This is a genomic window from Marinobacter sp. LM1 (assembly GCF_042763285.1).
In the GTDB taxonomy this organism is placed as follows: domain Bacteria; phylum Pseudomonadota; class Gammaproteobacteria; order Pseudomonadales; family Oleiphilaceae; genus Marinobacter; species Marinobacter nauticus.
Window position 1 is genome coordinate 2,300,770 of the sequence record NZ_CP114373.1, and the last position, 17,353, is coordinate 2,318,122.

Here is a 17,353-nt window from a genome sequence, read left to right on the forward strand (position 1 = left end):
GTTAGGGTTTCAATCAGTAACACGTTCCGCTCCATTGGCTGTCTCCTCCAATCGTTGCCTGGCAACAGCGATACCGCTGCGCATGGCCTGTGCGGACTCGTTATCGCCGAAGCCAGCCAATGCCCGGCGCCAGTAATTGATCGCCTGTTCATAGCGGCCGTCGTCAAAGGCCTCGACCCCCAGTATGCCCAGCGCCGTTGGCTCACGTGGATCCTTGTCGAGTATTTCGTCGATCAGCGCATGCACTTCATCGGTCAGGCTGCGCCCGGCCACAAAGAATTTTATCTGAGCCAGTTGGGCCAGAAGATCTACTCTGCGGCCTTCCAGTTCGATCAGTCGTTCCAGGGCGTCAATCGCCTGACCCGGTTGACCGATCTTCTGGTAAAGCGGAAACAGCAAGGACCAGACCTTGGGATTATCCGGCTGAGTCCCGGCTTCCTCTTCGAGCCGACCAACCAGGGTTTTCATTGAGGCACCGGGCGTGTTGAGCACGTCCTGCTGGGCGGCATGCAGCGCCAGATCGCCATCGGCACCCAGCCATCGATAGCCGATCATGCTGGCAGCCATGACTGCCGTTATCACCAGTGGAATCATCAAACGTCCTGACAGGGGGCGCCTGAGAGGCATTCGGCGATGGGCCTCGGTGTCCTCCAGCAGATTGCGGTCCAGCTCGTGGCGGCCTTCTTCAAAACGGGCGACGTCAATCTCGCCGCGATCGCGGGCGCTTTTCAGGGCTGAAAGCCGGCGTTCATAGACGGCCAGGTTTTGCGCCTCAGCGTGATCATCGGCCTCAAACCGCTGCTGCCAGTCATGGATCGCCCTTGCTCTTCGCAACGGTAGACTCAGGAACCACAGCGCTATAAGCAACAGTGTGCCGATACTTAACCAGAGCATAGTCATTCCGACCTCTCACGATGACGATGAATCAAAGAGGACAGGCGGGTACGCTCCTCCTCGGAGAGCGGCCGCACTCGCCGGTGCCTGCGTGCCCGGACAAAGGCAATCACAACCAGGGCGCCTCCTGCTACCAGCGCTGCCGGCAATGCCCAAAGCAGCCACGTGCGCCCGTCAAGGCGCGGATTGTAAAGAACGAACTCGCCAAAACGATTAGCCATGAAATCAAGAATTTCCTTATCCGCACGCCCCTCATGAAGCATCAGCGCTACCCGCTCCCGCATGTCCGCCGCCACCGGCGAATCGGAGCTGTCGATGGCTTGAGCATCACATTTAGGGCACCGCAATGACGCCGTAAGGTCGCGATAACGCTCCGCCATCACCGGATCCTCGAAATGACGCGCATCAATTGCCGTATCCGCCATCGACTGGAACGAGGCCATCAAAAGCACGATGACCACACAGCAACGGATCTTCAGGGTTAGCGCCATTTCTCTACCTCCATCATGACTTCATCCACCTGGGCGGGCGTTATGTACCCAACGTGCTTGTATCGAACGATACCGTCTGCGTCGACCAGGAAGGTTTCGGGCACGCCATACACGCCAATTTCAAAACCCAGGTCACCGGCAGGATCGAAGATGTTGACCTCGAAAGGTTTTCCGAACTCTTCGAGAAACTGTCGCCCCAGGTCACGGGCGTCTTTATAGTTGATGCCCACCATCTGAATGCCGCGCTCGGAGAGCGCCAGTAGCTGGGGCATTTCCTCCTTGCAGGTCGGGCACCAGGATGCCCAGACATTGACCAGAGATATCTGCCCGCGAAGCAGGGATTCATCCACCTCGGTATCAGGGTCCTCCAGCGTCGGGAGCGTGAACGCGGGAAACGCCTGGCCTATCAGGGCTGACTCGCGAGCACTGGGATCCAGCGAAAGCCCCCGGTACAAAAAGAAGGCCAGGCCAAGGAACACCACAAACGGAAGCAGCAGCAACAGGCGACGCATCATGCGCGAACCTCGCGTGCCGGCCTCATCGATTCGCGGTCAGCTGCGGCTGCACGGCGGCGACGGTAGCGACGGTCTGCCACGGCCAGCACGCCCCCGGAGGCCATCAGCAGCGCACCCAGCCAAAGCCAGCGTACAAATGGCTTGACCTGTAGGCGCATTGCCCAGCTGCCGTCGTCCAGTTCCTCCCCCATGGCCACGTAAAGGTCCCGCAACAGGCCGGGGTCGAGTGCGACATCGGTCATCGGCTGCCCTCGGGCAATGTACAGGCGCTTCTCCGGGTACAGGGTGGTGACAATCCGGCCTTCACGGGCAACCTCGATGGTCGCCGTATCGGCGAGGAAGTTGGGCCCCCGACGCTCGCCCAGTTCGGTCAGCGTAAAATCGTACCCGCCCAGATTCACCTGCTCACCGATATCAAGCCGCACATTACGCTCCATGGCGTAGTTCGACACCATCACCACGCCCACGATGGTGACGGCCAGGCCCACGTGGCCGACCACCATGCCCCAGTATGAAGGGGTCAACTTACGCAATCCGGCCAGCGCAGAGGACGCATTGCGGACTTTATCAAACAGGTCGCGCACCACCCCCAGTACCACCCACAGGGCCGCCACCATCCCCAGCGCCACGGCGACATTCCACTGGCCGTTGTAAAGAAACGGTATCGATACCGCAATCGCCAGTGCGGCCAGGCCCGCCCCCAGAAGCCGCCGGAACAGCTCCCGACCGGGCATCTGCTTCCAGCGTGAGACCGGCCCCAGCCCCATAAAGGCACACAGCATGACGGTCAGTGGCACGAACAGGCTATTAAAGTAAGGCGCGCCGATACTGACCTTGCCCAGCCCGAGTGCATCCAGGATCAAGGGGTACAGGGTGCCCATCAGGACCGTGATCGTCATGATGACCAGCAAAATATTGTTGATCAGCAACAGAGCATCCCGGGAAAGCCAGCTAAAGCCCGCGTTGGCGCTCATTCGCGGCGCCCGTAGCGCAAAGATCAACAGCGAGACGCCGACCGTTATTCCCAGCAACGCCAGAATGAAGAGCCCCCGTGACGGATCATTGGCAAAGGCATGAACCGAGGTCAGTACCCCTGAGCGCACCAGGAAGGTGCCCAGTAACGAGAGTGAGAACGTGAAAATCGCCAGCAGTGCCGTCCAGCTCTTGAACGTGCCGCGTTTTTCCGTGACCGCCAGTGAATGTATCAGCGCTGTCCCGCTCAGCCAGGGCAGGAGCGATGCATTTTCCACCGGATCCCAGAACCACCAGCCTCCCCAACCCAGTTCATAGTAGGCCCACCAGCTACCCAGAGCGATGCCGAGGGTCAGAAAGGCCCAGGCAATGTTGGTCCACGGCCGAACCCAGCGCGTCCAGGCCGCATCGAGACGCCCTTCGATCAGCGCAGCGATGGCAAAAGCAAAGACCACTGAAAAACCCACATAGCCCATGTAAAGCATCGGCGGATGGATGATCAGGCCAACATCCTGCAACAACGGATTCAGATCGGCACCGTCGGCTGGCATGCCCGGCAACAGGCGATCAAAGGGACTGGACGTAACGACGATGAAAAGCAGGAACCCTGCGCTGACGACACCCAGAACTCCCAGAACCCGTGCCAGCATATCCCGTGGCAACTGGCGGGAAAACAGACTGACGGCAAAGCCCCAGCCACTGAGAATCAGACTCCATAACAGCACCGAGCCTTCATGAGAGCCCCAGACGGCGGTGAACTTGTAGTACCAGGGCAGCATCGAGTTGGAATTACGGGCCACATAATCCACGCTGAAATCATCCAGAAGAAAACTGGCGGTCAGGCTGGCATAAGAAACCAGTAGAAAAACAAATTGCCCCCATGCCATGGGCTCTGCAAATGCCATCCACAACGGGCGCCGGGTGGCGGCTCCCAGCAAGGGCACGGTCGCCTGAAGCAGCGACAGGCAAAGTGCAATCAATAACGCGAAGAGACCAACTTCAGGGATTGTCAGGGTAAGCATTTCGGGGCCGTGTTCGGTTGCGGGTTCGGCGATGACCGAACCTATCGGTGAAGGTTTCTCAGGTATTGCTTCGTCAGCCAGCCACAAGGCCAGCTGACGAATTCTCTATTACTTCCGACCAGGTTGGCGGGTAACGCGCAGATACGGTGTCTGCTCATCCCATCCGTCGGGGAAGCGCTCTTTGGCCTCTTCGTTGGAGAGCGACGGAACGATGATCACATCCTCGCCATTCTTCCAGTCCACCGGCGTGGCCACTTTGTGGTTGTCGGTCAGTTGGAGCGAATCAATGACGCGCAGGATCTCGTCCAGATTGCGCCCGGTGCTGGGCGGATACGTCAGCATCAGACGGATTTTCTTCGCGGAATCGATAATAAATACCGTTCGAACAGTCACCTTGGGGTCGGCTTTTGGATGGATCATTCCGTACAGGTCGGCAACCACCTGATCCTTGTCTGCCAGCAGGGGAAAATTGAGCCCGGCGCCCTGGGTTTTCTCGATATCCTTCACCCAGTCGTTATGAGAGTCGAGCGGGTCGACGGAGACCCCGATCAGCTTCACACCGCGACTGGCGAACTCGTCCTTACGCTTGGCGAAGGCGCCGAGCTCTGTGGTACAGACGGGGGTGTAGTCGGCGGGGTGTGAAAACAGTACGGCCCAGTCGTCTCCCAGCCACTCATGAAACTGAATGTTTCCCTCGGTGGATGCCACGGTGAAATCGGGAGCGGTTTCTCCAAGTTGCAATGTCATCGTTTCATTCTCCTTTGCTTTGGCTGTCGTTCTTGGTTTGTCAGCACAGACGATATCCTTAAAGTCAACTTTAAGGTCAAGGCGTTTGTCAGATGTTTCTTAGCCTGATCCATCGAGCTCGACGTTCGTGCCCGATTTTTCGGGTATGAAACTGACATAGAGGAAAAGCACGGTGCCCAGCACAATGGCGATATCGGCAAGGTTAAAGGCCGGCCAGTGCCAGGATTGCCAATAGACATCAAAGGAATCCACAACATAGCCACGAAATATCCGGTCAATCAGGTTGCCCATGGCACCGCCAAGAATAAGGCTGTACGCGATGGCTTCTCCCCTGCGGCGGCACTGAAGAATCAGCCTGATCAGTACAAATGAGACAACTACCGCGACTGTGATAAGAAAGTATCGCTGCCAACCTCCGCCATCGGCAAACAGGCTGAATGCGGCACCGGTGTTCCAGACATGCACCCAGTTAAAGAACGGGGTCACCGGAATCGATTCGCCATACGCCATTGACTGCTGGACCAACCATTTTACAACCTGATCAGACGCCGCAATCAGGCCCGAAATAGCCAGCAGGCCATACGGCAAGAGTTTTTTGGCAACGATGGACATTGTTTAACCCTTAAGCGCCAGGATGCGCCTGGCACCGTTGAGTACGATAATCCCCGCGATGCTGCCGATGATAAGGTCCGGGTAATTGGAGCCAGTCCATGCCACCAGGGCGCCAGCGGTAATGACCCCCAGATTGATCACCACATCGTTGGCTGAGAATATCCAGCTCGCCTTCATGTGGGCACCGCCCTCCCGATGTTTGGATATCAACAGCAGACAGGTGGTATTGGCGATCAATGCGATGAACGCAATCCCCATCATTACCAGCGACTCCGGCTCACTGCCGAAGACAAAGCGCCTCACCACCTCTGCAAGTGCGCCCACAGCCAGTATCAGTTGGAGTACGCCCGCGAGATGCGCCGCACGCACCTGCATTTTCACGCTGTGCCCAACCGCATACAGGGCGAGCCCATACACGGCCGCGTCGGCGAAATTGTCCAGGGATTCTGCAATCAGTCCGGTAGACTGGGCGATCAGGCCGGCCGTCATTTCCACCGCAAACAGGACGGCATTGATACCGAGCAACCAACGCAGGGTGCCGGACTCCTGCTCGGCCGAGATAGCCGTACCCCCGACCGCCTTGATTGACTCAGGGTCGGCAGCGGCCGTTTCCTGAAGCGAAGCTCCCAGCCCGAGGGTTGCCAGCTTCGCGGTGATAGGCTCAGCCTCGCCATCGTGCACAACCTTCAACCGCCGATCAGACAGGTCGAAGGACAGCCCGCGAATGTCTTCAAAACCGTTCAGGGCCAGGCGAATCATCCGTTCCTCCGAAGGACAATCCATCTTCGGTACGGTATACACACTGATCCAGTTGCCGGACGCTTCAGAGGCCTCCGACCCGGCATTACCCTCGGCGGGTGTTGCGTCGCAGCCACAGGCGTCTTCACAGGGTTTACTCATGATACGGCTCCACTTGGGTATTGTCGGATTATGATTTAAAACTATATAGTCACTATAAGGTCAATAGAACAGATACCATTTGTTGAGGAGACACCCGATGCGCATTGGTCAGTTGGCGCGGTCCGTAGGGGTTGACACCCAGACCATCCGTTTCTATGAGCGAGAGGGCTTGTTACCACCGCCGGATCGTCAGGACAACGGCTACCGTATTTACACCGAACGGCATGTTGAGCGACTGGCCTTTATCCGGCGCTGCAGAATACTCGAGCTGTCACTCGCTGAAATTCACGAGTTACAGCGTTATCAGGGCGCGCCCCATCAGCCTTGCAGGGTCATCAACACCTTGCTTGATGATCACCTCGCTCATGTACGGTCTCGGATAACCGATCTGCAGGTACTGGAGAAACAACTCACGTCGTTGAGAGCGAGTTGCAACGATGATCGGGACATTGGAGCCTGTGGGGTTCTCGAAGGGCTCAGTGAAGAAAGCATACAGCAGTAGCCTGAGGCATTTATGCCAAGTATTGGGGTAACCAGTGTGGGCGAATCAATATACTTGCGCAGATGTTGAAAATCCGCTTCCTGGCAGATCTTTTCGACAACACGGAGCCTGAGTAGCCGGCAGATGGAGCAAGCACCTCATCATCTCCTGTTTCGTTGAAAAGGCTGCATCAACTGTTGCCAGTAGTTCGTTGGGTAATTCGGCTCTGAAGCAATACCGAGATCTTTAGCGCCGATCGTTCGCTCGGAATCGAAGTAAGCCGTGCCTAAAAAGCGATCAGTCAAGGTTGTAAAAAGCCCGAAGTTCACATCACCCTCTTTTGCCGTATTCAAATGATGGAAACGATGCACGGAGTTGATTGCGAGAACCTTTTTCAGCGGTCCGGTAAAATACGCTACATTCGAGTGTTGCAGTAGCAACTGAAATACGACTGCAACCACCAACAACATCAGGACATTCTGTGGTACTCCTATAATGAGTAATGGTGTCGTCCCAGCAACTGTTTCTATAAATTGATGCAGTGGATGTTTCATGAGCCCATTAAAGCCGTACAACCGTTTTACGCTGTGATGAACGGCATGTAGGCGCCACAGCAACCGGAGGCGATGACTGGCAAAATGCGCCAGGGTGATACCAATATCAGAAATGAGGATTGCCAACAGCAACTGGAAAAGCAGTGGCCAACTGGAAGGCCAGATCGGTGCCAAAACGAGCAATCCTGCAATTAATGGGAGTACAGCTATGCCAATAACATTAAGCGACTCGTTCATGAGTGCATGGAGCACATCGCGCCGCTGATCCCGTTGAGGCTCATTAAACGCCCGATCATAGGGGATAAGTCTTTCAGTGGCGAAAGAAATCCCTATAAACACCAGGATCAACAACCCCAGCCAACCGGCGTTGAAGTCTTCGGCAACGAGATAGACAGCAACACCATTACCCACGAGCAAAAACAACGGCAAATACAAAAGCCTAACCAACCACATTACGTTACGGATCATTCCAACAGCCCTCGCTAACTAGAGCGTTCAGCATCTCATGGATGCACGCAGCCGAATTGAACGAAAGAGCTGATTATTCGGATAAAAGCCGTTGAATAACCGTTGGGGAAACGCCAAATGCCTCAGTAACAGACCTGCAGAAATGGGCTTGATCAGAAAATCCCGAAGCAATTGCTGCATCAGTGAGTGACATCTCGCGCGATAACTCAAACCCGGTTAATAGCTTTAACCACTTTCTATAGCTGCGCAAAGGTAAACCGGTACATTCGGTAAACCAGTGGGAAAAATGGCTTGGAGACAGGCAAACCATTTTTGCCAACTCGGCTCGTGAGACTGATCGCCCCCCCGATGCTTCGGCATTCAATGCTTCTAAAACGTCGCTCAACCTACTCTTTGGACCAGATGGCTTACTACCCCGGTATTGTCGCTCGAAAGCTTTCAGTGCAATTAACAGATTTTCGGTGCCAGTAAAGCGAGACAAGCACTCCGTAATGAAATCCTCATCGAGTGCCCGGATGGATCGCTTCGACGGATTTTTGATGTAAGGCAGTAGAACATTGCAGACATCAAGGTTTGGATCGATGTAAATACACAGTACCCTGGACAGTTTTAATTGATGAGTAACTCCAGCTGGTATCCATAACCCCCTTCCCTCGCATCGTGTTTCACCGGACATGACTTCAACGCTTGCGTCTAAACCGATCACGATTTGATGAGCCCAATGCCTGTGGGGCTTATTGTCTCCCGACTCTCCATGGAAGGCACCCATGCCTGGCTTTATCGCTACGGAGCCAAGCCATGGGTTCAATAAAGTCTTTGTTTTGGTCATTGCCTCATCTCTGCAAAGACAGACTTTCAGTCGGAGTGACCCTCGGTCAGTTCCAAGCCTCGTCAATGGTGCGGGTCATCAAATCCACCATGGCCGGACTGTCCCATTCCGCGGCACCGACCAGGCGGCCAATTTCGCGACCGTCATGATCAATCAGCAGCGTTGTAGGAACACCTTCTATGCCTAGCGTTGAGGTCGCCATTGTCGACGGATCAATATACTGGCGAAGATGTTGGATGCCGGTTTTCCGGTAGAATTTTTCAACAACGCTGATGCCTGCGTGGTCAACGGACAGCGCAACCACTTCAAAATGCTCGCCGCCCAGTTGAGCCTGAAGTGAGTCCAGCGTCGGCATTTCCTCTGCTGACGCGCTTGCGTTCCTGAGCCTTCATGTCATCACGCGCCCGGGTCAGATCGCGCATGGCTTCCTGTTCGTTATCAGGCACCCAGACCGGCGTCAGGTCGCCCCTGCGAGCCAGGCGCGCCAGCTTCAGAGCATCGCGCCGACCGGTCTTGATTCGCTCCCCGGGCGCCTTCGGAATACGCGAGGGCGCCACCACCTGAGCATCATGGCCGCTGGCGAGCAATTGACGATACAGGCCGTAACCACAGGGACCGGCCTCATAGACAAACTGCAACAGGCCGCCGGATCGACAGCAGAAGCGGCGGTGTGAAATGAAACGGATTCAGCGTTAAACTCTGTCATGACTTGCCCTCCTCAATGTGGCTCTGTCTAAGGGTTGTTTACCCACTCCCCAACGATAACCCACGAACGTTGAGGGTGGGCAGGTCAAAACATCATGTCTAAGAGGGATCTTAGCCTCTTCTTAAGATCCCTCTTCTTACTCAGGTAGGTTTCAGCGATCTAAATCACAGGTGTCCTCCATCTTCCACAGGTATTGTCCAATACACGCCTTGGCCGGTCACAGTGTTTTCCGCCTGTCGAAGCGCCTCCAGTACGACACTTACATCCGCGTCATCAAGCAGGATATCCACCCGCACCCGCGGTGTGTAACCAACCACTTTATCACGTGCCGAGAGAAACGGGTCGCGTTCCACCTGAGCCCCGTGCCCTTCCACATGGCTGAACGTAAAGCCGGATACCTCGCTCAGGGTTCGCAGTTGATCGCCCAATTCCTGCTGGGTATTGGCATGCACAATAAGCGTCAGAATCTTCACGCGTGGTCCTCCGTTGTGGGCTGAGCGAGGCGTCGCTGCGCCCGCCCTTCTATCCAGGCATATAAGGTAGGAAGCAGCACCAGTGTGAGCAGCGTCGACGTGAACAGTCCGCCGATCACCACGACCGCCAGCGGGCGCTGCAACTCTGAGCCCGGCCCGGTCGCCGTCAATAGCGGCACCAGACCCAGGCTGGCGATTAATGCGGTCATGAGCACCGGTCGCAACCTGCGCTCGGCGCCTTCCTGCACAGCCTGGAGCAGAGTTCTCCCGGCTTCACGCAACTGGTTGAAGTAAGTCACCATCACCACTCCGTTGAGCACCGCCACACCGAACAGGGTGATGAACCCCACGGAGGCCGGCACTGACAGGTACAGCCCTGACAGATACAGGCTGACGACGCCGCCGATCATGGCGAACGGAATGTTGAGGATGATCAAACCGGCCTGGCGCAGGGATCGGAACGTGATGAACAGCATCACGAAGATCAGCGCGATGGCAATCGGCACCACCAACGCCAGACGGGCCGCAGCGCGCTGCTGGTTCTCGAACTGCCCACCATAGGTGACGTAGTAACCTGTCGGCAATTGCACCTCACGTTCCAGGGTGGCACGAACCTCTTCTACGAACCCCACCATATCACGACCTTCGACGTTGGCCTGCACCACTACCTGGCGCTTGGCCGACTCCCGGGTGATCCCAACCGGCCCATCGACTTCTCGGATTGCGGCCACGCTGTCGAGGCGAATCTTTTCCCCAGCGGGCGTTTCCACTCTTAGCGCCGCGATATCGTTCGGCGACGTGCGCGCCTGTTCCGGATAACGCAACAACACACCAACGCGTCGGTTGTCTTCGATTACCTCAGTGACAACCCGGCCGCCGACGGCAATTTCCACAAGCTGGTTGATATCCTCGATATTAATGCCGAATCGGGCAATGGCCTGGGGATCAATCTCAACCTGCAGATAGGTTTGGCCTGACAACGGAGCGCGAAAGACATCGACCGCCCCGGGAATGTTATTGATGAGCATTTCGATCTGTTTGGACTTTTCCTTCAGTACCTTCAGATCATCGCCGTACAACTTGATGGCCATCGCGGCCCGCACGCCGGTCAACATCTCGGAGACCCGCATGTCGATGGGCTGAGTGAAGGCGTAGTCGATGCCGACGAAGCGATCGAGTTTCTCGCGCAACCGCTCCTGAAACTCCTCCAGACTCACCGTCCACTGGTCCCTTGGTTTGGTGATGAGAAAATTATCGGTTTGATACAAACCCATGGGGTCCATACGCAGCTCGTCGGCGCCGGTGCGGGACACCACGCCGGTGACCTCCGGCAGCTCCATCATGGCCTTTTGATAGGGCTCGTCAAGCGCCAGGGAACGCTCCAGCGAGATGCTGGGCAGCTTTTCGATGATGACCACCGTGGTACCTTCGTCCATGACCGGCATGAACTCCTTCCCAATCAGGGGAAACAGCAGGGCGGCGCCGAGCAGTAGCATCAATGCGCCGCCCACGGCCGTCTTGAGGTGGCGCAGCGCCCAGCGCATGACCGGCACATAGCCGTGCTTCAACAACTTCAACACCCGGCTGTCTTCCTCAGCGCCACCCCGCATCAACAGGCTGGCCATCACCGGAATGACCGTCAGCGACAGGAGCAGCGAGCCGATAAGGGCGAAAGCGATAGTCACCGCCAGCGGCGTAAACATTTTGCCTTCTAGGCCGGACAGGCTGAACAAGGGCAGAAATACCACAATGATGATCAGCACGGCAGAGATCACTGGCGTAGCCACCTCTAGCGTCGCGCGGTAGATCAGATGCAGACGATCAACCCCCTTGGGCGCCTGGCTGAGTCGCGCATGAGTGTTCTCGACCACCACCACCGCAGCATCCACCAGGATACCGATGGCAATCGCCAGCCCGCCGAGAGACATGAGATTGGCGCTGACACCAAACAGACGCATCATCACGAAAGTGAACAGCACCGACAACGGCAAAATTAGCGCCACGGTCAGGGCGGCGCGTAAATTGCCGAGCATGACTATCAACACCAACAGCACCAGGACCACAGCCTCGCCAAGCGCTTTTTCCACCGTCCACACCGCCTGGCTGACCAACTCGGAGCGATCATAGAACGGCACAATACGTACACCTTCGGGTAACGTCGCCTTGAGCGCCTCGAGCTCATGCTTGACGCCTTCGACCATGGTCCGGCTGTTGGCGCCCCGGCGCAGCAGCGCCAGGCCGGTCACCACCTCGCCCTCGCCATCGGCGGTGACCGCGCCGTAGCGGGTCATGGAGTTGATGCGGACCGTGGCCACATCAGTGACGTGCACCGGGACGCCATTACGGCTGGCCACGGTGATGCTGCGGATATCCTCCATATCCAGTAGTTGCCCCACGGTACGCACCAACAGCACCTCGTCGTTACGGTTGATGCGGTCCCCGCCGGCATTGCGGTTATTGGCTTTCAGTGCGCGTTCCAAGTCATCAATTGCCAGGCCGTGGGCCAACAGCGCCTCGGGATCGGCAACGACTTCGAACACCTTGACTTCGCCGCCCAGGGAATTGACGTCGGCTACGCCCTCCACGGTGCGTAGGCGCGGACGGATCACCCAGTCCTGGATACTACGCAGTTCCCGGTTGCTGTAGCCCTCGCCCTCAACCCGATACATGTATCCCTCGCTCAACGGCGTGGTGATGGGCCCCAATCCGCCCTCCACCCCGGCGGGCAGTTCGCCCCAGACCTGATTGAGGCGTTCGGCCACCTGCTGGCGTGCCCAGTAGATGTCGGTGCCGTCCTCGAAGTCGATAGTGATGGAACTCAACGCGTATTTGGTGGTGGAGCGCAGCACGGTCTGACGCGGCAGGCCCTGCATCTCCCTTTCAATCGGAAAGGTAATGCGGCTTTCCACCTCGGTGGGCGACAGGCCCGGTGCCTTGACGATCACCAATACCTGGGGCGAGGCGATATCGGGGAAGGCATCGATGGGAAGCGTGCGAAACGCCCATACCCCACCGACAATCAGTGCAGCGGCCAACAGCAGTATCATTAGCCGCTGGATCAGGGAAAAACGAATCAATGAAGCGATCATGGCTTACTCACCCCCCTGGTACTGCCAGTGGGATTTGAGCTCGGCCACGCCGCCGCTAACGATCTCGGAATTCGCCTCAATGCCGCCGCGCACCGCAATCCAGCCTTCCGACTCCAGCCCGATCTCGATCGGCGTTGGCGCATAGCGCCGTGGGCCCAGCACCTTGAACAGGTAGGCCTGCTCACCCACCCGGAACACGGCGCTGGCGGGCACCATGAGTCCTCGATAGGCCACACCGGTCAGGGTCACGGTGGCGTACATGCCGGGTCGCAACTGGCCGTCCGGGTTATCGACCACGATGCGTCCGCCCAGGGTTTGACTTTGCCGGTCCACCTCAGCCGCAAGCGATTGCAGGCGGCCACGGTATTCACGCCCGGGACTGGCCTGTACCTGGACCGTGGCCTCCGCACCCGGTTTGATCTCAGATAAGTTGGCGACAGGGATGCGTACCTCGGCCCACAGGCTGGACAGGTCGTCCACGTGAAAGGCGGTCTGCCCAGCGGTTATCAACTGACCTGACTCGATCTCGACCCCGGTGACCATCCCATCGATAGGACTGGTCAACTCGAACTCCGCCAGGCGGTCCGGTTTCTGCGCCAGGGCCTGTATCTGCCGATCAGACAGGCCGGCAAGCGACAACAAGCGACGCCGCGCATCCAGCGTGGCGCGGGCGCTCTTGTATTCACTGTCCACTTTGAGCCAACGGCTTTCGGCGACGATGCCGTCTTTCCACAAGCCTTCGATACGGGCGCGCTCGGCGCGCGCCAGTTCGAAGCGGGCCAACGTTTCCAGATAGTCGGCCTGCGCCTGGCCCAGGCTGTTGCTGCGCAGGCGGGCCAGCACCTGCCCCTTGCGCACTGCCTCGTTCTCCACCGCCAGCAGTTCGGTCACCATGCCGTCCACGACAGGGGTGACACGATTGCTCTTGCGCCGGTCGGCAGTGAGGGTGCCGGTCAGTTTCAGACGCGGCTTGAGCTCGCGGGTAGTTACGGTGGTGGTCGTAAGCCCGGCGCTGGTCAACTGCTCCTGGGTCAGCTCCAGTTCAGCGGCCGGCGCCAGCGCCGGAATCAGCAGGAAAAACAGTGTGGCTAGTAGCTTATTCATTGTCAGTATCCTGTTCAGTGAGGACAAGGGCACGACCAGCCGCCAGGCGCAAATCTGCAGCCTCCAGCCAGGCCTTTTGCAGCAGCTCCAAATAGCGTTCATGGGCGTCAAAATAGGTGTTGTTGGCATCGATTACCGAGAGAATTTCCACCTCACCGTTGGCGTATGCCTTGCGCGTCAGTTCGAATACTTTTTGCGCAGGCTGGAAAACTCGCGCGCGGTAATGCTCACCCTGCTTAATGAGCTGATTCAGATTCAAAAAACTCCGCTGCAAGCGACTATCCAAATCCCGTTCCAGCGCCTGTAGCTCCGACTGGCCCTCAATTACTTGTGACCGGACTTCTCCAATGCGACCGCTGTTTCGGTCCCAGAGAGGTATGGTGATACCCAGGCCGATTCCAGTGACATCCTGACGGCGTCCGTTTAGTAAATCCTGCTCACGAAACACCCGCAGGCTGATATCTGGCAAACGCTCAGCACGGGCCAAGTCCACACCTGATCGCGCTGCCTCGACTCGGTGTTTCGCGGCGAGCAGCGCCGGATGATTCGCCAGACCAGCCTGCAACTGCTCCAGCCCGTGGACGGGGCCAAACGGTTGAAGGGAAGTCAATCGAGGTGTCGTCTCTCCGGGTAGCTCCAAGTAGACGCGAAATCTGCTGAGCGCTTCATTGTATGCGCCTTCTGCACTATTTAATTCCTGTTGCGCGGCTTCCCGGATCAGATCCATGCGCAAGCGCTCCAGGTCAGAAAGCTCACCGGCCTGAGCGCGTCGGCGCCCGGTGTTCTGCAGGTCATCGGCAAGTTGCAAGCGTTCCTCCGCCAGGCGAAGGCGCTCCCAAGCCAACTGCAAGCTGTGATAGCGCTGCGCTACCTGGGTTTCCAGACGAATCTTTTGATAGCTCTGTTCGGCCCGGGCAGCGTCCAGTCCCGCCCCGGCAACCGCCTTCTGGTACCCGATACGACCACTCAGTGGCAGCGGCTGGCTGATCGCAAACTGGGTGAAATCAGTACCTCCGGTGCCCGCGTCCTTGCCAATACTGTCGTCGGCACGCAATTCGATCTGCGGGTTCGGCCACACACCGGCCTGTTGCAGAGCACCCCGGCGGGCATTGACAGTCGCCTGCGCACCACGAATTTCCGGCGCAATCTCAACCGCACGCCGGATACTGTCTTCCAGTGTCCATATACCCTGCGATTGACCCATGACCGATACCGACGCAGTACAAGACAGCAGGAACCACAGCACCACCGCTCGCCGATTTTTTCGGCGCGCCAAGAAAAAAACATTGAACATTATCCACTCCTAAGCGCTGCGTCGGTGATACGACACGCGCGCAAAAGCATCCAAGATAAAAAGCCATGCGGCATTGCTAATGCACAGACCAATACTAAGTCTCTGCAGGCAAAACCATCTAAAGGGAAGTCTCAGATTCTCAGAGAGGGGGCGCGCGCAGAGGCGGCCTTAGACTGAAAGGGGAAGAAAGAAACCTTGTATGGCGATAGAGGCGCCACAATACCTGAGAGCAAAATCGTCTCGGCAGAAGTAGAATCACTGCCGCAAACAGGGCGAGGACCATCGACCCAAGCGGCAGTTTTTTCAGGGCTCCTTGTTGAGACAGGTCGATGTGACCCACTTCGTCAGGATGTTTCTTGCCCGAAGCACCGTAGTCGACGTGGCTTTGATCCTGATGCACATGTTCCGACGTGGTCGGCTCATGATCGTAGGTATGCATATGCAATCGCGCGCCTTGGATGAAGACCAGGGCGACAGCCAAATACGTTACCCAGAAAATTTTCTTGAGCGTGGTTAATTGCGATCGATGCATAGGATCGGATAATACCCATTCTCCCAATGCCAGGCAACAGATTAGTCTCCAGTTTCAATCTTCTACCCCGGATTTCTCATAAAGAGGTAAAAGGAAGCGGCTGAACGAGCGGTTATTCCAATCCAGCGGAATCAATTCAATAAATTCTTTATCATGGTCATTGCCTCTGCAAAGACAGACTTTCAATATATATGACTTGACCTTGAATTAATCGCCTGGCCAAAGCTGAATCGCCCGAGCCAACTTTAAGGTCAAGGCGTTTGTTGCAGACGTCCAGTCGGACTGACCATCGGTCAGTCTGGAACCCCGTCAATGGTACGGGTTATCAAATCCGCTATGGCCGGGCTGTCCCATTCCGCGGCACCGACCAGGCGGCCAATTTCGCGACCGTTGTGATCAATCAGCAGCGTTGTAGGAACACCTTCTATGCCCAGTGTTGAGGTCGCCATTGTCGACGGATCAATATACTGGCGAAGATGTTGGATGCCGGTTTTCCGGTAGAATTTTTCAACAACGCTGATGCCTGAGTGGTCAACGGACAGCGCAACCACTTCAAAATGCTCGCCGCCCAGTTGAGCCTGAAGTGAGTCCAGCGTCGGCATTTCCTCACGGCAGGGTGCGCACCAGGTCGCCCAGATATTGAGCAAAATCACCTTGCCCTGAAAGTCAGCCAGTGTCAGCGGTCTGCCGTTTTCGTCTTCAAAAGCCAGCTCGGGCAGAGTGCGAGGGGACTCCCAGATCAGGAACCCCTGGGGCCCCACCGACTTCGGAACCTTCCCTGCAGCCATAACTTGAGCGGCTATGGAAATAGCAAGCGCGAAAAGGACTACGGCGATTCCCCGGGCGGCAGATATGCGCTGGTGACTCATTGGACATTACTCCTGATTACAGTGGTCGGTTTGTTGCCGGCATGGTGCCCCACGCGTTACTCACTCTGTAACAGCTCTTCAATTCGCCCGTGCAGTCGGCCCCAGAACCCATCATCGGCTGCCGCGTTGGGGCCTTTGGCAATGGCCGTCAGGTAGGTCACCAGGTGTTCAGGCTTGAATTTCAATCCATGGAACCGGGCCCGCATCTGCCCTTCCGGGTCAATCACGTGGGTTACCACACCATGGACCTGTACACCCTCACCCGTATCCCTGAACTGAACGCCGTAGGCTTTAGCAAGTTCTGGTGTCAGTTCAGGTGGTTCCATCCTGGCTCGGTAGAGGAATTGCCAGTTGCGGGGATTCAGATCGAAATTCTCGCCGTAGGCACGCATGTTTCTCCGGGTGCCTGCAACATCTTCCCGGTCCGTGGCAATGGTGATGAACACCACCTCTTCACTCAGCCCTTCTTCTTCAACCCCGGTTTGCAACTGCCGGATCAGGTTCATATGCAAAGGGCAGGCCTCGGTACAGCGCGTGTAGAGAAAGTTAAGCACAACGGTTTTGCCGTTTAAGTCGGCAAGGGCAAGGGTATTGCCATCAACGCCTGTAAGATCAAATTCAGGGGCCGGCTGATCCACAAACTGGGCATACCGCTCTTTCTCGTTCAACGAGGCCTCCACATCTTCCATGGAATGGGCCATGGCATTGGTGCTGACCTGGGCAACCATGGCAATCAGCAATTCTGAATACACTGTTCACAGTCATTCTCCATTTGAGTTGTTTTCCGAAGGGAGTCCCGGT

18 protein-coding genes and 1 pseudogene are annotated in these 17,353 nt (G+C 57.0%); 1 reads left to right on the plus strand and 18 read right to left on the minus strand.

Annotated features, from left to right (window positions below; genetic code table 11):
- Positions 1 to 9: 9 nt before the first annotated feature.
- The 7 genes from ccmI to OZ656_RS10790 form a co-directional block, all read right to left on the minus strand.
- On the minus strand, positions 10 to 894 hold the full coding sequence (gene ccmI, locus OZ656_RS10760) for a c-type cytochrome biogenesis protein CcmI (protein ID WP_169054510.1): 885 nt from the start codon (positions 892 to 894) through the stop codon (positions 10 to 12).
- A gap of 2 nt (positions 895 to 896) precedes the next feature.
- Entirely contained in the window at positions 897 to 1,385 is a 489-nt protein-coding gene (locus tag OZ656_RS10765) for a cytochrome c-type biogenesis protein (RefSeq protein WP_011784903.1), read from the minus strand.
- Positions 1,376 to 1,900, minus strand: coding sequence for a DsbE family thiol:disulfide interchange protein (locus tag OZ656_RS10770; protein WP_011784902.1), 525 nt, complete (start codon positions 1,898 to 1,900; stop codon positions 1,376 to 1,378). Before OZ656_RS10770 ends, OZ656_RS10765 begins: the two co-directional genes overlap by 10 nt.
- Complete coding sequence (locus tag OZ656_RS10775) at positions 1,897 to 3,894, minus strand: heme lyase CcmF/NrfE family subunit (RefSeq protein WP_041656287.1); 1,998 nt, start codon at positions 3,892 to 3,894, stop codon at positions 1,897 to 1,899. The genes OZ656_RS10770 and OZ656_RS10775 overlap by 4 nt, the downstream gene beginning before the upstream one ends.
- 108 nt (positions 3,895 to 4,002) lie before the next feature.
- Positions 4,003 to 4,641 (minus strand): peroxiredoxin, encoded by a 639-nt coding sequence (locus OZ656_RS10780; RefSeq protein ID WP_011784900.1) that lies wholly within the window; start codon positions 4,639 to 4,641, stop codon positions 4,003 to 4,005.
- A gap of 99 nt (positions 4,642 to 4,740) precedes the next feature.
- Positions 4,741 to 5,253 carry a signal peptidase II gene (gene lspA, locus OZ656_RS10785; protein ID WP_011784899.1) on the minus strand — a complete coding sequence of 171 codons (513 nt, stop codon included), beginning with the start codon at positions 5,251 to 5,253 and terminating at the stop codon, positions 4,741 to 4,743.
- Positions 5,254 to 5,256: 3 nt separating this feature from the next.
- Complete coding sequence (locus OZ656_RS10790; protein WP_379944481.1) at positions 5,257 to 6,153, minus strand: cation transporter; 897 nt, start codon at positions 6,151 to 6,153, stop codon at positions 5,257 to 5,259.
- Between the two features lie 97 nt (positions 6,154 to 6,250).
- Between OZ656_RS10790 and cadR the strand changes: the two genes are divergently transcribed.
- Entirely contained in the window at positions 6,251 to 6,655 is a 405-nt protein-coding gene (gene cadR / locus OZ656_RS10795) for a Cd(II)/Pb(II)-responsive transcriptional regulator (protein WP_053115060.1), read from the plus strand.
- A gap of 140 nt (positions 6,656 to 6,795) precedes the next feature.
- Here cadR and OZ656_RS10800 read toward each other — a convergent pair whose 3' ends face one another.
- The 11 genes and pseudogenes from OZ656_RS10800 to OZ656_RS10850 all read right to left on the minus strand — a co-directional run bounded on the left by OZ656_RS10800 (position 6,796) and on the right by OZ656_RS10850 (position 17,304).
- Positions 6,796 to 7,656, minus strand: a complete 861-nt coding sequence (locus tag OZ656_RS10800) for a sterol desaturase family protein (RefSeq protein WP_053115059.1) — start codon at positions 7,654 to 7,656, stop codon at positions 6,796 to 6,798.
- 73 nt (positions 7,657 to 7,729) lie between these two features.
- Positions 7,730 to 8,485 (minus strand): AraC family transcriptional regulator, encoded by a 756-nt coding sequence (locus OZ656_RS10805; RefSeq protein ID WP_075267711.1) that lies wholly within the window; start codon positions 8,483 to 8,485, stop codon positions 7,730 to 7,732.
- Positions 8,486 to 8,531: 46 nt separating this feature from the next.
- Positions 8,532 to 8,840, minus strand: a complete 309-nt coding sequence (locus OZ656_RS10810) for a TlpA disulfide reductase family protein (RefSeq protein WP_227507755.1) — start codon at positions 8,838 to 8,840, stop codon at positions 8,532 to 8,534.
- Positions 8,841 to 8,871: 31 nt separating this feature from the next.
- A pseudogene (locus OZ656_RS10815) lies at positions 8,872 to 9,123 on the minus strand (transposase); the annotation flags it as partial.
- A 232-nt stretch (positions 9,124 to 9,355) separates the two neighbouring features.
- On the minus strand, positions 9,356 to 9,664 hold the full coding sequence (locus OZ656_RS10820; RefSeq protein ID WP_053115057.1) for a DUF3240 family protein: 309 nt from the start codon (positions 9,662 to 9,664) through the stop codon (positions 9,356 to 9,358).
- Complete coding sequence (locus OZ656_RS10825; RefSeq protein ID WP_053115056.1) at positions 9,661 to 12,753, minus strand: efflux RND transporter permease subunit; 3,093 nt, start codon at positions 12,751 to 12,753, stop codon at positions 9,661 to 9,663. Before OZ656_RS10825 ends, OZ656_RS10820 begins: the two co-directional genes overlap by 4 nt.
- Before the next feature lie 3 nt (positions 12,754 to 12,756).
- Positions 12,757 to 13,857: an efflux RND transporter periplasmic adaptor subunit gene (locus tag OZ656_RS10830; protein WP_053115055.1), complete on the minus strand. Its 1,101-nt coding sequence runs from the start codon at positions 13,855 to 13,857 to the stop codon at positions 12,757 to 12,759.
- Complete coding sequence (locus OZ656_RS10835; protein WP_175497437.1) at positions 13,850 to 15,061, minus strand: TolC family protein; 1,212 nt, start codon at positions 15,059 to 15,061, stop codon at positions 13,850 to 13,852. The genes OZ656_RS10830 and OZ656_RS10835 overlap by 8 nt, the downstream gene beginning before the upstream one ends.
- Positions 15,062 to 15,290: 229 nt before the next feature.
- Entirely contained in the window at positions 15,291 to 15,683 is a 393-nt protein-coding gene (locus tag OZ656_RS10840; protein WP_139216080.1) for a hypothetical protein, read from the minus strand.
- 293 nt (positions 15,684 to 15,976) lie between these two features.
- On the minus strand, positions 15,977 to 16,552 hold the full coding sequence (locus OZ656_RS10845) for a TlpA disulfide reductase family protein (protein WP_278350129.1): 576 nt from the start codon (positions 16,550 to 16,552) through the stop codon (positions 15,977 to 15,979).
- Positions 16,553 to 16,608: 56 nt separating this feature from the next.
- Entirely contained in the window at positions 16,609 to 17,304 is a 696-nt protein-coding gene (locus tag OZ656_RS10850; protein ID WP_011784891.1) for an SCO family protein, read from the minus strand.
- Between the last annotated feature and the right edge of the window lie 49 nt (positions 17,305 to 17,353).

What these genes read in the sequence shown, in the direction of transcription:
- ccmI (WP_169054510.1), bottom strand. Translation starts at nt 894, where the DNA reads ATGCTCTGGTTAAGTATCGGCACACTGTTGCTTATAGCGCTGTGGTTC.
- OZ656_RS10765 (WP_011784903.1), bottom strand. Translation starts at nt 1,385, where the DNA reads ATGGCGCTAACCCTGAAGATCCGTTGCTGTGTGGTCATCGTGCTTTTG.
- OZ656_RS10770 (WP_011784902.1), bottom strand. Translation starts at nt 1,900, where the DNA reads ATGATGCGTCGCCTGTTGCTGCTGCTTCCGTTTGTGGTGTTCCTTGGC.
- OZ656_RS10775 (WP_041656287.1), bottom strand. Translation starts at nt 3,894, where the DNA reads ATGCTTACCCTGACAATCCCTGAAGTTGGTCTCTTCGCGTTATTGATT.
- OZ656_RS10780 (WP_011784900.1), bottom strand. Translation starts at nt 4,641, where the DNA reads ATGACATTGCAACTTGGAGAAACCGCTCCCGATTTCACCGTGGCATCC.
- lspA (WP_011784899.1), bottom strand. Translation starts at nt 5,253, where the DNA reads ATGTCCATCGTTGCCAAAAAACTCTTGCCGTATGGCCTGCTGGCTATT.
- OZ656_RS10790 (WP_379944481.1), bottom strand. Translation starts at nt 6,153, where the DNA reads ATGAGTAAACCCTGTGAAGACGCCTGTGGCTGCGACGCAACACCCGCC.
- cadR (WP_053115060.1), top strand. Translation starts at nt 6,251, where the DNA reads ATGCGCATTGGTCAGTTGGCGCGGTCCGTAGGGGTTGACACCCAGACC.
- OZ656_RS10800 (WP_053115059.1), bottom strand. Translation starts at nt 7,656, where the DNA reads ATGATCCGTAACGTAATGTGGTTGGTTAGGCTTTTGTATTTGCCGTTG.
- OZ656_RS10805 (WP_075267711.1), bottom strand. Translation starts at nt 8,485, where the DNA reads ATGACCAAAACAAAGACTTTATTGAACCCATGGCTTGGCTCCGTAGCG.
- OZ656_RS10810 (WP_227507755.1), bottom strand. Translation starts at nt 8,840, where the DNA reads ATGCCGACGCTGGACTCACTTCAGGCTCAACTGGGCGGCGAGCATTTT.
- OZ656_RS10825 (WP_053115056.1), bottom strand. Translation starts at nt 12,753, where the DNA reads ATGATCGCTTCATTGATTCGTTTTTCCCTGATCCAGCGGCTAATGATA.
- OZ656_RS10830 (WP_053115055.1), bottom strand. Translation starts at nt 13,857, where the DNA reads ATGAATAAGCTACTAGCCACACTGTTTTTCCTGCTGATTCCGGCGCTG.
- OZ656_RS10835 (WP_175497437.1), bottom strand. Translation starts at nt 15,061, where the DNA reads ATGGGTCAATCGCAGGGTATATGGACACTGGAAGACAGTATCCGGCGT.
- OZ656_RS10840 (WP_139216080.1), bottom strand. Translation starts at nt 15,683, where the DNA reads ATGCATCGATCGCAATTAACCACGCTCAAGAAAATTTTCTGGGTAACG.
- OZ656_RS10845 (WP_278350129.1), bottom strand. Translation starts at nt 16,552, where the DNA reads ATGAGTCACCAGCGCATATCTGCCGCCCGGGGAATCGCCGTAGTCCTT.